Raw genomic sequence first — 14,538 nt, 5'->3', positions numbered from 1 at the left:
CCGGGCCTGCAAGGGCTCGAACGTAGGGCGGGTAAGGCGTAGCCGCCACCCGACACACTCAGCGGCGCGATCTCACCACCTGATACCGCCGGGTAAAATACTCAAACGGCGCGCTCCAGACGTGGACCAGGCGGGTGAACGGGAAGATAAGGAAGATCGTCATTCCCAGCACCAGATGTACGCGGAAGATCGGTGCCACGCCGCTTAACATCTCCGACGAGCCGCCCTTAAACGTCACGATCCCCTGTGCCCAGCCGACCAGCTTCATCATCTCGCTTCCGTCCGGATACTGAGCGGAGAACGGAATGGTCGACAGCCCAAGAATGCACTGGATCAGCAGGATACTCATGATGATGATATCCGGCGTGGTGGACGTTGCACGCACGCGCTGGTTGAACAGGCGGCGGATCAGCAGCATTGACCCACCGATGAGTGTCAGCACGCCGCAAATCCCGCCCGCAATCATAGCCAACTGCTGTTTAACCGCGACGGGCAAAAACCAGGCATACATCCAGTGCGGGGTTAACATGCCGAACAGGTGGCCGAAGAAAATCCCCAGGATCCCGATGTGAAACAGGTTAGAGGCCCAGTTCATACCGCGTTTGCTGAGCATCTGGCTCGACGAGGCGCGCCAGGTGTACTGCCCGTAGTCGTAACGCAGCCAGCTGCCGAGGAAAAAAACGGTGGCGCAGATGTAGGGGTAAATATCATAGAAAAACACGTTCAGGTAATGTGTCATTTTGGGCCTCCGGCACTGACGTCCACGTACTGCGGCGCGACGTCCTGGCTAAAGCGTCGTTGATAGTGCTGCATCGGCGAGCTGTCGCACGATGTGGCGTTGTCTTCGATAAACTTCACCTGTTCCTCTTCCCACACGGCATCCAGCGCCTGGCGGGTGTCGTCGCGTTTCTCGCCTGACACCTGTTGAGTGACACTGTCACTTGAAAGGCGGCTTCCGGCGAGGGCGAGCAGGGCGTCAAACAGCTGAAAATGCGCCACGCCGCGCTGTTTCAGACGACCGCCAACCAGGGCGAGGATTGGCGCGACGTTCTGCAATCCCTCACGCGCTTCGTCGTCGGTTACGATGCTGAGATATTCCAGATAGAGCGGCAGGTAATCCGGTAGTTCACGGCAGTCCAGCACCAGGCCCGCTTTTTCATACTGACTCATCAGGTCAACCATCGCCTGGCCGCGATCGCGGGATTCGGCGTGAACGTGCTCGAACAGCAGCAGCGAGGTCGCGCGCCCGCGTTCGAACACTTCACACCACTCGGCCTGTTTATCCAGCAGCGGGGCGCTCAGGTGCTGTCGGGCAAACGGCAGCAGCATGGGCGCGTCCTGCGCAATCAACGAGAGCGCTTCATCACGGTTCTCCCACAGCGTGTCATCGGGATACTCAATCAGCAGCGCGACGATCTTGAGGATCTGCATTATTCTCCCTCCCCATGTTCGCGCACCTCGGTAATGTTGATGGCATCGATGCGGCTGCTGTTGAAGAGGTTGAATTTGGTGTCGGAGCCGTGGCAACCGTCACCAAAGGTGAAGCCGCAGCCGTTTTTCTCCGGGAACGCGTCGCGCGCCATTTCACGGTGGCTGGTGGGGATCACGAAGCGATCTTCGTAATTCGCAATAGCCAGATAGCGGTACATCTCCTCAACCTGCGCTTCGGTCAGGCCGACTTCTTCGATGGCGCGAGTATCGGTCACGCCTTCCACGGTCTGGGAGCGTTTGTAGTGGCGCATCGCCATCATACGTTTCAGAGCACGCAGCACCGGGCCTGGGTCACCTGCGCTAAGCATATTTGCCAGATACTGCACCGGGATGCGCAGGCTTTCGACAGCAGGCAGTACGCCATCACTCTGCGGCAGGCCGCCGGCATCCGCGTAGGACTGAATCGGTGACAGCGGTGGCACGTACCAGACCATCGGCAGGGTGCGGTATTCCGGGTGCAGCGGCAGAGCCAGCTTCCAGTCCATCGCCATTTTATAAACAGGCGATTTTTGCGCTGCCTCAATGACGTTCGCCGGAATGCCCTGTTTCAGCGCTTCTTCGATGACCGCCGGATCGTGCGGGTTCAGGAACACGTCGCACTGACGTTCGTACAGATCGGTTTCGTGCTCGGTGCTGGCCGCTTCTTCAATGCGGTCCGCGTCGTACAGCAGCACGCCGAGATAGCGAATACGCCCGACGCAGGTTTCTGAGCAAACGGTCGGCTGGCCGGACTCAATGCGCGGGTAGCAGAAGATGCATTTCTCGGATTTACCGCTCTTCCAGTTAAAGTAGATTTTCTTGTACGGACAACCGCTGATGCACAAACGCCAGCCGCGGCACTTGTCCTGGTCAATCAGCACAATGCCGTCCTCTTCGCGCTTGTAGATGGCACCGCTCGGGCAGGTGGCGACGCAGCTTGGGTTCAGACAGTGCTCGCACAGGCGCGGCAGGTACATCATGAAGGTATTTTCAAACTGGCCGTACATCTCCTTCTGGATCTTCTGAAAGTTGCGGTCGCGGGCGCGCTTTTCGAACTCACCGCCCAGCAGCTCCTCCCAGTTAGGCCCCCAAACGATTTTATCCATCCGCTTGCCGTCAATCAGCGAGCGAGGGCGAGCGGTAGGGAGATGATCCCCCTCCGGGGCGCGATGCAGGTCCTGATAATCAAAGGTGAAGGGTTCATAGTAATCGTCAATTTGCGGCAGAACAGGGTTAGCGAAAATTTTCGACAGAACGCCCATTTTGCCGCCGAGACGCGGGGTCAGTTTGCCGTGGATCCCGCGGATCCAGCCGCCTTGCCACTCATCCTGGTCTTCCCAGTTTTTTGGATAGCCAATGCCCGGCTTGGTTTCGACGTTGTTGAACCAAGCATATTCCATGCCTTCACGCCCGGTCCAGACGTTCTTACAGGTGACCGAGCAGGTGTGGCAGCCGATGCATTTATCGAGATTCAGAACCATGCCAACCTGTGAGCGTATTTTCATTTTTTCGTCTCCTGTACCTGATCCCGACCTTCGCCATCCAGCCAGTTAATGTTTTTCATTTTGCGGATCATGATGAATTCGTCGCGGTTCGAGCCGACGGTGCCGTAATAGTTAAAGCTGTACGCCAGCTGCGCATAGCCGCCGATCATATGCGTCGGTTTCGGGCAGACGCGGGTGACGGAGTTGTGGATCCCCCCGCGCCGGCCGGTCACTTCAGAGCCCGGAATGTTCAGAATGCGCTCCTGAGCGTGGTACATCATGGTCATGCCCGGCGGCACGCGCTGGCTGACTACCGCGCGGGCGGTGAGGGCGCCGTTAGCGTTAAAGGCTTCGATCCAGTCGTTGTCCTCAATGCCCAGCTCACGCGCGTCGGTCTCGCTTATCCAGACAATCGGCCCGCCGCGCGACAGGGTCTGCATCAGGAGGTTTTCGCTGTAGGTGGAGTGAATGCCCCATTTCTGATGCGGCGTCAGGAAGTTAAGCGCTTTTTCCGGGAAGCCGTTCGGCGGGATCTCGCGCATATGGCTCACGCTACGGGTATCAATCGGCGGACGGTAGGCCACCAGACTCTCCCCGAAAGCACGCATCCACGTGTGATCCTGATACAACTGCTGACGACCGGAAAGGGTGCGCCAGGGGATTAGCTCATGAACGTTGGTATAACCCGCGTTATAGGAGACATGCTCGCTCTCAAGACCGGACCAGGTTGGGCTGGAGATGATTTTGCGCGGCTGCGCCTGGATGTCGCGGAAGCGAATTTTCTCGTCTTCTTTGTTCAGCGCCAGATGCGTATGGTCACGTCCGGTCAACTCCCCAAGCGCTTGCCAGGCCTTCACCGCCACCTGACCGTTGGTTTCCGGCGCGAGGGCGAGGATCACCTCTGAAGCGTCAATGGCGGTTTCAATCCGCGGACGACCTTTTGCCGGGCCGTCGGGCTTGACGTAATTGAGCTTGCCGAGGAAATCGACCTCGTTCTGAGTATTCCACGATATGCCTTTTCCGCCGTTACCGAGCTTGTCCATCAGAGGGCCAAGAGACGTAAAGCGCTCGTAAGTTTCCGGGTAGTTTCGCTCAACGACCGCAATGTTTGGCGCGGTTTTGCCGGGGATCAAATCGCATTCACCTTTGCGCCAGTCCTGGATATCAAACGGCTGAGAGAGTTCCGCCGGAGAGTCGTGCTGCAACGGTTGCAGAACCACGTCGGTTTCGGTGCCCAGGTGACCGACGCACACCTCGGAGAAGACCCTGGCGATGCCTTTGTAGATCTCCCAGTCGCTGCGCGATTCCCACGCCGGATCGACGGCGGCTGAGAGCGGGTGAATAAACGGGTGCATGTCCGAGGTATTCATATCGTCTTTTTCGTACCAGGTGGCAGTCGGCAGGACGATATCGGAGAACAGACAGGTGCTGGACATGCGGAAGTCGAGCGTCACCAGCAGATCGAGCTTGCCCTCGATGGCTGCGGTTTGCCATTCGACCTCTTCAGGCTTCACGTCGTCTGTGGAACCCAAATCTTCACCCTGAATGCCGCTCTCGGTGCCGAGCAGGTATTTCAGCATGTACTCGTGACCTTTCCCGGACGAGCCAAGCAGGTTAGAGCGCCAGACAAACAGGTTACGCGGGTGGTTCTTGCCGTTATCGGGTTGCTCGCAGGCGAAGCGAACGTCACCCGATTTTAGCCCCTGAACGGTGTAGTCCTGCGGCGTCATGCCCGCCGCATCGGCACGTGCCTTAATGTGCAAAGGGTTCAGGTTGAGCTGCGGCGCCGAGGGCAACCAGCCCATGCGCTCGGCGCGAACGTTGAAGTCGATCAGGTGCCCGGTAAATTGGGTGGCATCGGCCAGCGGGGAGAGGAGCTCCTGCGCGGTCAGCTTCTCATAGCGCCACTGGCTGGCGTGGTTGTAAAAGAATGACGTGCTGTTCATCTGACGTGGCGGGCGGTTCCAGTCCAGCGCAAAGGCCAGCGGCAGCCAGCCGGTTTGCGGACGCAGTTTCTCCTGGCCCACATAGTGCGACCAGCCGCCACCGCTCTGCCCGACGCAGCCGCAGAAGACCAGCATGTTGATCATCCCGCGGTAGTTCATGTCCATGTGGTACCAGTGATTCACCCCGGCACCGAGGATAATCATCGACCGCCCGTGCGTTTTGTGCGCCGTGTCGGCAAACTCGCGGGCGATTTTTTCAATCAGATACGCGGGTACGCCGGTGATCTGCTCTCCCCAGGCGGGAGTGTAGGCTTTGATCTGGTCATAGCTGTCTGCGGCGTTACTGTCCTGCAGACCACGATCGAGGCCGTAGTTCGCCAGCACCAGATCGTAAACGCTGACCACCCGTTTCTCGCGACCGTCGGCGAGCGTCAGGGTTTTGCTCGGCACGCGGCGCGTCAGCACCGGCTCCTGCTTCACGCTGCGAAAATGCGGGTTCTCATTACCGCCAAAGTAGGGGAAGGCGACATCTGCGACGCTATCGTGCGTAATCAGCAGGGAGAGGGTCAGCTCGCTTTCATGGCCTGCCGCCCGGGGCTCCAGGTTCCATTTGCCTTTTTCTCCCCAGCGGAAGCCGATGGAACCGTTTGGCACCACCAGGTTCCCGGCAATATCAAAGGCGACCGTTTTCCATTCAGGATTATTGGCTTCACCCAGCCCGTCGACAAGGTCTGAGGCCCGCAGCATCCGCCCCGGTACGACGCGACCATCGGCCTGTTCGTCCAGCAGGACCAGCATCGGCATGTCGGTGTAGCGGCGGCAGTAGTTGAGGAAGTAGTCGCTCGGGTTATCGAGGTGGAACTCTTTAAGGATCACATGGCCCATTGCCATGGCGAGAGCGCTGTCGGTGCCCTGTTTAGGCGCCAGCCACTGGTCGCTCAGCTTCGCGACTTCCGAGAAGTCCGGCGTAATGGCGACGGTTTTGGTGCCTTTGTAGCGCACCTCAGTGAAAAAGTGGGCGTCCGGGGTACGCGTCTGCGGCACGTTCGAGCCCCAGGCAATGATGTAGCTGGAGTTATACCAGTCTGCTGATTCCGGCACATCGGTCTGCTCACCCCAGGTCATTGGGGAGGCCGGAGGCAGATCGCAGTACCAGTCATAAAAGCTCAGGCAGGTGCCGCCCAGCAGCGAGAGATAGCGGGTCCCGGCGGCGTAAGAGACCATCGACATCGCCGGGATAGGGGAAAAACCGGCGACGCGATCGGGGCCATAATTTTTGATGGTCCAGACGTTGGCGGCGGCAATCAGCTGGTTCAGCTCTTTCCAGTTTGAGCGGATAAAACCGCCTTTTCCGCGCGCTTTCCTGTAGCTCTGCGCTTTCTGCGGATCGTTCTGAATGGCATCCCAGGCCAGCACCGGATCGGTATGCTGCGCCAGCGCTTCTCGCCAGAGTTCAATTAACCTGCGGCGCACCAGCGGGTATTTGAGACGGTTGGCGCTGTAGAGATACCAGGAATAGCTTGCGCCACGCGGGCAGCCGCGCGGTTCGTGGTTGGGCAGGTCAGGGCGGGTGCGTGGATAGTCGGTTTGCTGGGTTTCCCAGGTCACCAGGCCATTTTTGACATAAATCTTCCAGCTACAGGAGCCGGTACAGTTCACGCCGTGGGTGGAGCGCACAATCTTGTCGAACTGCCAGCGCTGACGATAGCTGTCTTCCCAGTCGCGGTTGGTGTGATACACCTGCCCGTGCCCATCGGCGAAACTGTCGCCTTTAGTTTTGAAGTAACGAAAGCGGTCCAACAGTTTGCTCATGACATTTCTCCTGCTTCGATAGCATGGCCGGAGGGGGTTGCATCCCGCTCCGGCAAAGAGGTCTTTATTATTTTTGTGACGATTTGCGGCCGTACACCAGCCAGGTGACAAGGACACAGACGATGTAAAACACGAGGAACACTTTCATGGCCCCGACCGGCGATCCGGTCATCGCCAGCGAGGTGCCAAACGCTTTGGGAATGAAGAAGCCGCCCACGGCGCCGATGGCAGAGATAAAGCCCAGCGCGGCCGCTGTTTCGGTCACCGCTTCATGCTGCGCCTGCTCGTCCGTGCCGCCCTGCTTTTTGACGCGGTCGAGGGTAATTTGGCGGAAAATAATCGCGATCATCTGGAAGGTGGAGCCGCTGCCCAGTCCGGCAGTGAGGAACAGCCCCATAAACACCAGATAGAAGGCGAAGAAACTGCCTGAACCTGAGCCCGGAAGCGTCAGGAAAATCAGGGCGCTAAAAATCGCCATAAAGACGAAGTTGATCAGCGTCACCCGCACGCCGCCCAGTTTGTCGGAGATCATCCCGCCCGCCGAGCGGGCCAGCGCGCCGATCAGGGGACCAAAGAAGGCGAGGTGCAGGATGTTCACGTCCGGAAACTGGGTTTTCGACAGCATGGCAAAGCCCGCCGAGAAACCGATAAATGAGCCGAAGGTCGCCAGATAGAGCAGGCTTAGCAGCCAGAGGTGAAAGCGTTTCAGGACCGGAAGCTGGCTGGCGATGGAGGCCTTTGAGCTGGCAATATCGTTCATGCCAAAAAACGCCGCAATGGTTGCCAGCAGCAGGAGGGGGGCCCAGATCCAGGCCGCGTTTGCCAGCCACATCGTCGAGCCATCCTCCTGTGGCACGCCGTGCACCCCGAGGAAGGTGAACATCGGGAGGAAAATGACCAGCGGCGCAACCAGCTGCATCACGCTGACGCCCAGGTTGCCCAGCCCGCCGTTGATGCCCAGCGCACTGCCCTGTCTGGATTTCGGGAAGAAAAAGCTGATGTTGCCCATGCTCGATGCGAAGTTAGCGCCAGCAAATCCGCAGAGCAGGGCGATGATGATAAAGATCCAGTACGGCGTCGCGGGGTTTTGAATGGCAATTCCCAGCCACACGCAGGGGATAATCAGGATGACGGTACTCAATACCGTCCAGTAACGCCCACCGAATATCGGTACCATAAATGAGTAGGGGACGCGCAATATCGCACCGGAGAGAGAAGGTAATGCTGTTAGCATAAAAAGCTGATCGGTGGTGAAATTAAATCCGACTTTATTCAGGTTGACGGCGATGGCGCTAAATAACATCCAGACGCAAAACGCTAATAGCAGGCAAGCCACAGAAATCCATAGATTTCTTCGTGCGATATGTTTTCCTTTATTCTCCCAGAATTGCGCGTTTTCAGGTTTCCAGTTACTCAACAGATGCGGATTATTCTTTTCACTTTGTTGCGACATAGCGCCCTCTTGCTTACCTTAATGGAAAGAAAAAAGAAGTAAAAACAAAAAGATGAGTGAGAATTTGCTGTTGGATTTATTGGATGTTTTGGGATACATCTGAAAGGATAGATAAAAAAGCGCGCCCCTGAGGTGAGAATGGAAATTGCGGAGCGCTTAATATGTTACCAATTGTAAGTGTTGCGGGAATTAATACTCCAGAAGGAGTATTAACACAATTCCAGCGTGATAAGTTTGTCGAGATGTTTATTTAGCGCCGCATCGTCCATTTCCGGCATATTTAATACGGTGATCCCATCCAGGCCGCAAACCAGCCCTATCAAACGCCAGGCAATATTTTCCGCCCGATCGGTGAGTGTGAATGCCCTTGCTTCCGCCCCGGCACGGATAATAACCACCGTCTCGTGATGCCACATCTCCATGGTCAGGACATAAGCCGCTTTGATCTCGGGATCCCGGCTGGCGAGAATTTGCGCTTCCCGCCACAGGCGGATATAAGGCTCAAACTTACCGTCGTCGCTGCCGAGCATGCTGTGCAACCGTTCCCGCCAGGTGGCACGTTCATCCGCTACGTCGGCATCTAATAGCTCGCGGATCAGGCGAACGAATGCCAGCGATTTCAACTCACCGCCGGAGGCAAAGTGGTGATGCACCTGCCCGGTAGCGACGCCCGCTTCAGTCGCAATGCGCCGCACCGTCATCGCCGCCAGCCCCTCGGCGAGCGCCACGCGCATGGCGGCCTGTAAGATTGCTTCCCGCCGTTCATCCTTGCTCAGATATCGCATGTTTACTCACTCTCAATGGGAATGAAACGAGTGTAACAAAAAGCTGGACACTCGTTCAACTTTACGTAGGATCGCATTCTGGACATGTGTCCATGTTTAAAATGAAAAGGAAATTTATGTTTCGTCAGTGGTTAGCGTTAGTGATTATCGTGCTGGTTTATATCCCGGTCGCGATCGACGCGACGGTGCTGCACGTGGCGGCGCCGACATTGAGCATGACGCTGGGCGCCAGCGGTAACGAATTACTGTGGATTATCGACATCTACTCGCTGGTGATGGCGGGTATGGTGCTGCCGATGGGCGCACTCGGTGACCGCATGGGGTTTAAACGATTGTTAATGATCGGCAGCATGCTGTTCGGGGTGTCGTCCCTGGCGGCAGCCTTTGCACCGTCAGCCGGGTGGCTGATTGCGGCGCGCGCCTCGCTTGCAATCGGTGCGGCGATGATCATTCCGGCCACGCTGGCCGGGATCCGCACGCTGTTTACCGACGCGCGGGATCGTAATATCGCGCTTGGCGTCTGGGCGGCCGTGGGTTCAGGTGGGGCGGCATTTGGTCCGCTGATTGGCGGTATCCTGCTTGAGCATTTCTACTGGGGATCGGTGTTTTTGATCAACGTCCCGATCGTGCTGGTGGTGGTGTTGCTGGCCGCGCGTTTTGTACCCCGTCAACAGGGGCGTCCTGAGCAGCCGCTGAATATCAGCCATGCCATCATGCTGATTGTGGCGATCCTGCTGCTGGTCTACAGCGCCAAAACCGCGTTGAAAGGCGTGCTGTCGCCGTGGCTGGTAGCCTGTACGTTGCTTACCGGGGCTGTGATGCTGTTGATTTTCGTGCGTATTCAACTGCGCGCCCGCGTGCCAATGATCGACATGCGCCTGTTTTGTCACCGCATCATTCTCAGCGGTGTGGTGATGGCGATGACGGCGATGATCGCGCTGGTGGGCTTTGAGCTGCTGATGGCGCAGGAATTGCAATTCGTTCACGGCTTTACGCCATTCGAAGCCGGCATGTTTATGCTTCCGGTCATGGTGGCGAGCGGGTTTAGCGGGCCGATCGCCGGAGTACTGGTGGGGCGTCTGGGGCTACGCATTGTCGCTGCGGGTGGCATGGGGCTCAGCGCGGTCAGTTTCATCGGCCTCTCGATGCTCGATTTCAGCACGCAGCAGTGGCAGGCGTGGAGCCTGATGGTGCTGTTGGGCTTCAGCGCCGCCAGCGCGCTGCTGGCCTCGACCTCTGCAATCATGGCCGCCGCGCCGAAAGAAAAGGCCGCCGCTGCCGGGGCGATTGAAACCATGTCTTATGAACTGGGGGCCGGGCTTGGGATCGCTATTTTTGGTCTGCTGCTGACCCGCAGTTTCTCTGCGTCGATTGATTTGCCGCAGGGGCTGAATGCGTCTCTCGTCGACAAAGCCTCGTCATCCATCGGCGAGGCGATGAAGGTGGCGCAGGATCTCACGCCAGCACTGGCGGTTTCGGTGACGGAGGCGGCGAAAAGTGCGTTTATTACCTCCCACAGCGTGGCGCTGGGGAGTGCGGGGGGCATGCTGTTGCTGCTGGCGGCAGGAATGTGGTTTAGCCTGGCGAAGGTGCCAAAGCAGTAGACAAGCCTGGTGCGCAGGCTGGCCGGGCAGCAGTTTAGGGCGTTAGCAGGCAGTGTTCATCTCGTGCTTCAATTTCTGAACCGCTATAGCGTGCGTATTGCCCGGTCAGGCCAAAAAACGCGGGTTGGGTTTCAGTATAGATTTCTGCTGCAAGTACCAGCCGACGTCGTTCATCTTCGCTCATCTCAAGCAGCGTCCAGGGAATAAAATAGCGCGCCGTTGCGGTCAGTTTGAACCACAGCGGGCAGCCGCAGCCTGGACAAAACCAGCGTTCTCCGCGTGCGGATGAGGCGAAATGAGACGGGGCAATGGAATCTTGCTCCACAAGCGGCTCGCCCTGCGTCTCAAGGTACATGGCAATACCGCCTGACCACTTCTGGCATTGCGTACAGTGACAGGCATATACATCAAAATGGTTGAGGCTCACGCTGAACTGACTCATTCCGCATAAGCAGCGTCCTTTGAACAGGTGCATGGCGTTCTCCTTTTTGACGCCAGAAATCCGTATAAAAAAAGCCAGCCACATGGGCTGGCTTTTTAGCGTGACAAATCTTAGAACTGGTAGGTCAGGCCGACAGCAACGATGTTGTCGGTAGCAACGCCAGTTGCTTTGGTGAAGCTGTTGTCGTCAACCAGGTTGATTTTGTAATCAACATAGGTAGACATGTTTTTGTTGAAGTAGTAGCTCGCGCCAACGTCAACGTATTCAACCAGATCCTGGTCGCCGTATGAACCCAGATCTTTACCTTTGGATTTCAGGTAAGCGATGGATGGACGCAGACCGAAGTCGAACTGATACTGAGCAACAACTTCGAAGTTCTGAGCTCTGTTCGCGATATAACCGTCACCGAAGTTGGTCATGTTGCGGGTTTCAGAGTAGGTGGTTGCCAGGTAGATGTTGTTCGCATCGTATTTCAGACCAGCAGCCCAAACTTCTGCGTTTTCACCGCCAGCGTTAACGGTATTGGCTACGCGACCTGCAGCAACCTGACGGTCAGTACGGTCAGATTTCGCGTAGGTAGCACCGACAGCGAAGCCGTCCATTTCATAGGTAGAAGACAGACCCCAGCCGTCACCGTTCGCTTCGGTGATGTTACGGTCATCGTTTTTACCCTGGTACTGAGCAGCGAAGTTCAGACCGTCAACCAGACCGAAGAAGTCGGTGTTACGGTAGGTTGCAACGCCAGTCGTACGGCCAGTCATAAAGCCATCAGTCTGCGTCCAGGTATCACCACCGAACTCTGGCAGAACGTCAGTCCATGCGCCGATGTCGTAAGCAACACCGTAGTTACGACCGTAGTCGAAAGAACCGAATTCGTTGAATTTCAGACCTGCGAAGGCCAGACGCGTTTTGCTGCCGTCAGTGCCCTGGGATTCAGAACGGTTGCCTTTGAACTCATATTCCCACTGGCCGTAACCGGTCAGCTGATCGTTTATCTGAGTTTCACCTTTGAAGCCCAGACGAACGTAAGTTTTGTCGCCGTCGTTGCCAGCGTCATCAGAGAAATAGTGCAGACCTGTTACTTTACCGTACAGATCCAGCTTGTTACCGTCTTTGTTATAAACTTCAGCCGCGTTTACAACGCCTGCTGCCAACATGGAAGTCACTGCCACTGCAACTAATTTAAGTTTCATCTTAAATATTCCTTATAATTTTCTTAGGTATTTCCTGAGCCACTTTGACCGAGTTTTAAACGAGGCTGCTCGTCAATGGCACGTTATTTTTAAAAATCTTGTAGTCCTCTTTCAATAATAAGTTTCAAAATATTAATAATAATTTCATTTAGTGTGATCGAGATCGGATAAATGGCCTAAAAATAGCCTGAAATGATGAGTATTTAATTAATTTGGGGTGGGGTTTATTTTCGTCAATATAGTTTCATTGGGTTGTTATAAAATATGTTAATTATCGGTAATGCCGTTCTTTTGGTTGGAGTGGCAGAGTGTATTTAACCGAAAATGGCGGCCTTGCGCCCTCAATTGCACGGAAATTCCGTTGCTTAACCAGAAACACACAGAAACATACTATTGCACTTTGTGCTATTAATATTGTGAGTATTTGACGGCAATTAATCACATATCGGTGTCAGTTTGTGTCAATATTAAGAGACGCAAATTTACGAAAAGAGGGTAATATAAACAGAAGTTAAACGCGCGCTCTACCGAACTGAAGAATAGCGTAACGCGCGCCCAAATATTAAATTTATGTTAATTTTTTGCTGTCGGGATGAATATTACCCGACAGCTGATTCGGAATTATTTCTTAGTGGCGTACCAGCAAAGCAATGACCCGACGCAGACCATCAGCGCGCCTTGCCAGAACGAGAAAGAGAGGGGGGAACTCAGCAGCACGGCGGCAAGCGCGGCAGAGAGTACGGGAGTAAAATAGGATACGGCGGCCAGCACCGTGACGTTACCGTGCAAAATGCCAACATTCCAGGCGGCATAACCTAACCCTAGCGCCACACCACACATAACGAGTTTCACGACAACCGGAACAGTGAAGACCATTTCCGGCTGATCGCTCAGCGCATATTTTACCCACAGGCTCAGTGCCGTCAGCAAAAAAAACAGCGTAATGCCGTTTTGCCCGTTAGCAAATTTACGGGTTACCGTGCAGTAGGCGGACCAGATAAATGCCCCGGCAAAAGCCAGCGTATAGCTGAGTGGATTCGATACAATATTGCGCATTATTTCATCAGGGTGTAATCCTTGATCACCCCCTAGTACCCAACATACACCGAGCAGTGCAAGGATTAAGCCGGGGATAACCCACAGCGTTGATTTTTGTCCGTTGAACAAAATAGCAAAGACGATCGTGAGGCTCGGCCAGAGATAATTGACCATCCCCACTTCAATGGCCTGCGCTCGCGTGGCGGCATAGCCTAACGACAGGGCAAGGCAAATTTCGTAACTGACAAACAGTACGCTGCCGGCAATAAGATACCTGGGTGAAAAGCGTTTAATATCAGGAAATCCCACCGTTACCAGACACAATAATCCGCTGAGGGTGTATATCATCGCCGCACCGCCGACGGGCCCCAGCCCCTCACTCACGCTACGAATCAGGCCCACCATTGTGCTCCACAACAGAATCGCTGCCAGCCCGATAAGCGTTGCTCTCTTTCTGTCCATTACGTCTTCATCGCTAAAAAAATCAAAGGAAAAAGATATAGCATTAATCCTGACGCTGTTGCGAATTATTCTCGCATGTGTTTAACCCTAAAGGATTATTTGAAGGCGCGAGCGGTGACCATTAAGAGGGCGAAGTCACGCGACCTTGATTTGACGCAAAAAAAAAAGGGGTTTTGCTGTTAGTTTGCGGCGCGAAGTCTTATTTGAACACGAGGACAACAATGGACGTCAGCCGCAGACAATTTTTTAAAATCTGCGCGGGCGGTATGGCCGGAACAACAGCCGCTATGCTGGGATTCGCTCCTAAAATGGCGCTGGCTCAGGCACGCAACTATAAACTGCTGCGCGCGAAAGAGATCCGTAACACCTGCACATACTGCTCCGTGGGTTGTGGGCTTTTGATGTACAGCCTGGGTGATGGCGCGAAGAACGCCAGAGAAGCGATTTATCATATTGAAGGGGACCCGGATCATCCGGTGAGCCGTGGGGCGTTATGCCCGAAAGGCGCGGGTCTGCTGGACTACGTTCACAGCGAAAACCGCCTGCGTTATCCGGAATACCGTGCGCCAGGTTCGGACAAATGGCAGCGTATTTCCTGGGATGAGGCCTTCTCCCGTATTGCAAAATTGATGAAAGCCGACCGCGACGCCAACTTTGTTGAAAAGAATGCAGAGGGGGTGACGGTAAACCGCTGGCTTTCCACCGGTATGTTATGTGCCTCTGCGGCCAGTAATGAAACCGGCATGCTGACGCAAAAATTTGTGCGCTCTCTCGGCATGCTGGCGGTTGATAACCAGGCGCGCGTCTGACACGGACCAACGGTAGCAAGTCTTGCTCCAACATTTGGTC

General features: G+C 55.6%; 10 protein-coding genes and 1 pseudogene. 2 read left to right on the top strand and 9 right to left on the bottom strand.

Going from position 1 to position 14,538, the window contains the following annotated elements; genetic code table 11:
* Positions 1-58 precede the first annotated feature (58 nt).
* The 6 genes from narI to L977_RS15425 form a co-directional block, all read right to left on the bottom strand.
* Positions 59-739 (bottom strand): respiratory nitrate reductase subunit gamma, encoded by a 681-nt coding sequence (gene narI / locus L977_RS15450; RefSeq protein WP_014883923.1) that lies wholly within the window; start codon positions 737-739, stop codon positions 59-61.
* Positions 736-1,431, bottom strand: a complete 696-nt coding sequence (gene narW / locus L977_RS15445) for a nitrate reductase molybdenum cofactor assembly chaperone (protein ID WP_047626110.1) — start codon at positions 1,429-1,431, stop codon at positions 736-738. The genes narI and narW overlap by 4 nt, the downstream gene beginning before the upstream one ends.
* A complete protein-coding gene (narH, locus tag L977_RS15440) occupies positions 1,431-2,975 on the bottom strand; it encodes a nitrate reductase subunit beta (protein ID WP_032636429.1) in 1,545 nt (514 codons plus the stop codon). Before narH ends, narW begins: the two co-directional genes overlap by 1 nt.
* On the bottom strand, positions 2,972-6,712 hold the full coding sequence (locus L977_RS15435; protein ID WP_047626109.1) for a nitrate reductase subunit alpha: 3,741 nt from the start codon (positions 6,710-6,712) through the stop codon (positions 2,972-2,974). The genes narH and L977_RS15435 overlap by 4 nt, the downstream gene beginning before the upstream one ends.
* Before the next feature lie 67 nt (positions 6,713-6,779).
* Entirely contained in the window at positions 6,780-8,165 is a 1,386-nt protein-coding gene (locus L977_RS15430; RefSeq protein ID WP_014883919.1) for a NarK family nitrate/nitrite MFS transporter, read from the bottom strand.
* Between the two features lie 209 nt (positions 8,166-8,374).
* Positions 8,375-8,950 carry a TetR family transcriptional regulator gene (locus L977_RS15425; RefSeq protein WP_047027029.1) on the bottom strand — a complete coding sequence of 192 codons (576 nt, stop codon included), beginning with the start codon at positions 8,948-8,950 and terminating at the stop codon, positions 8,375-8,377.
* Between the two features lie 116 nt (positions 8,951-9,066).
* Here L977_RS15425 and L977_RS15420 point away from each other — a divergent pair, with 116 nt between their 5' ends.
* Positions 9,067-10,554: an MFS transporter gene (locus L977_RS15420; RefSeq protein WP_047626108.1), complete on the top strand. Its 1,488-nt coding sequence runs from the start codon at positions 9,067-9,069 to the stop codon at positions 10,552-10,554.
* Positions 10,555-10,588: 34 nt separating this feature from the next.
* On the opposite strand, the gene L977_RS15415 is transcribed toward L977_RS15420, so the two are convergent.
* The 3 genes from L977_RS15415 to yddG form a co-directional block, all read right to left on the bottom strand.
* The gene (locus L977_RS15415) at positions 10,589-11,029 is read right to left on the bottom strand and encodes a GFA family protein (RefSeq protein WP_014883916.1); all 441 of its coding nucleotides are present in this window, start codon (positions 11,027-11,029) and stop codon (positions 10,589-10,591) included.
* Between the two features lie 77 nt (positions 11,030-11,106).
* Positions 11,107-12,189 carry a porin OmpC gene (gene ompC / locus L977_RS15410; protein ID WP_014883915.1) on the bottom strand — a complete coding sequence of 361 codons (1,083 nt, stop codon included), beginning with the start codon at positions 12,187-12,189 and terminating at the stop codon, positions 11,107-11,109.
* 621 nt (positions 12,190-12,810) lie between these two features.
* A complete protein-coding gene (yddG, locus tag L977_RS15405; RefSeq protein WP_047626107.1) occupies positions 12,811-13,689 on the bottom strand; it encodes an aromatic amino acid DMT transporter YddG in 879 nt (292 codons plus the stop codon).
* 221 nt (positions 13,690-13,910) lie between these two features.
* On the opposite strand from yddG, the pseudogene L977_RS15400 reads away from it, so the two are divergent.
* A pseudogene (locus tag L977_RS15400) lies at positions 13,911-14,495 on the top strand (molybdopterin-dependent oxidoreductase); the annotation flags it as partial.
* Positions 14,496-14,538 lie beyond the last annotated feature (43 nt).

Source organism: Enterobacter sp. ZOR0014, from assembly GCF_000798855.1.
GTDB classification, from domain to species: domain Bacteria; phylum Pseudomonadota; class Gammaproteobacteria; order Enterobacterales; family Enterobacteriaceae; genus Enterobacter; species Enterobacter kobei.
The sequence above is the reverse complement of the archived record's forward strand: the minus strand, read 5'-3'. Positions and strand labels throughout refer to the sequence as shown.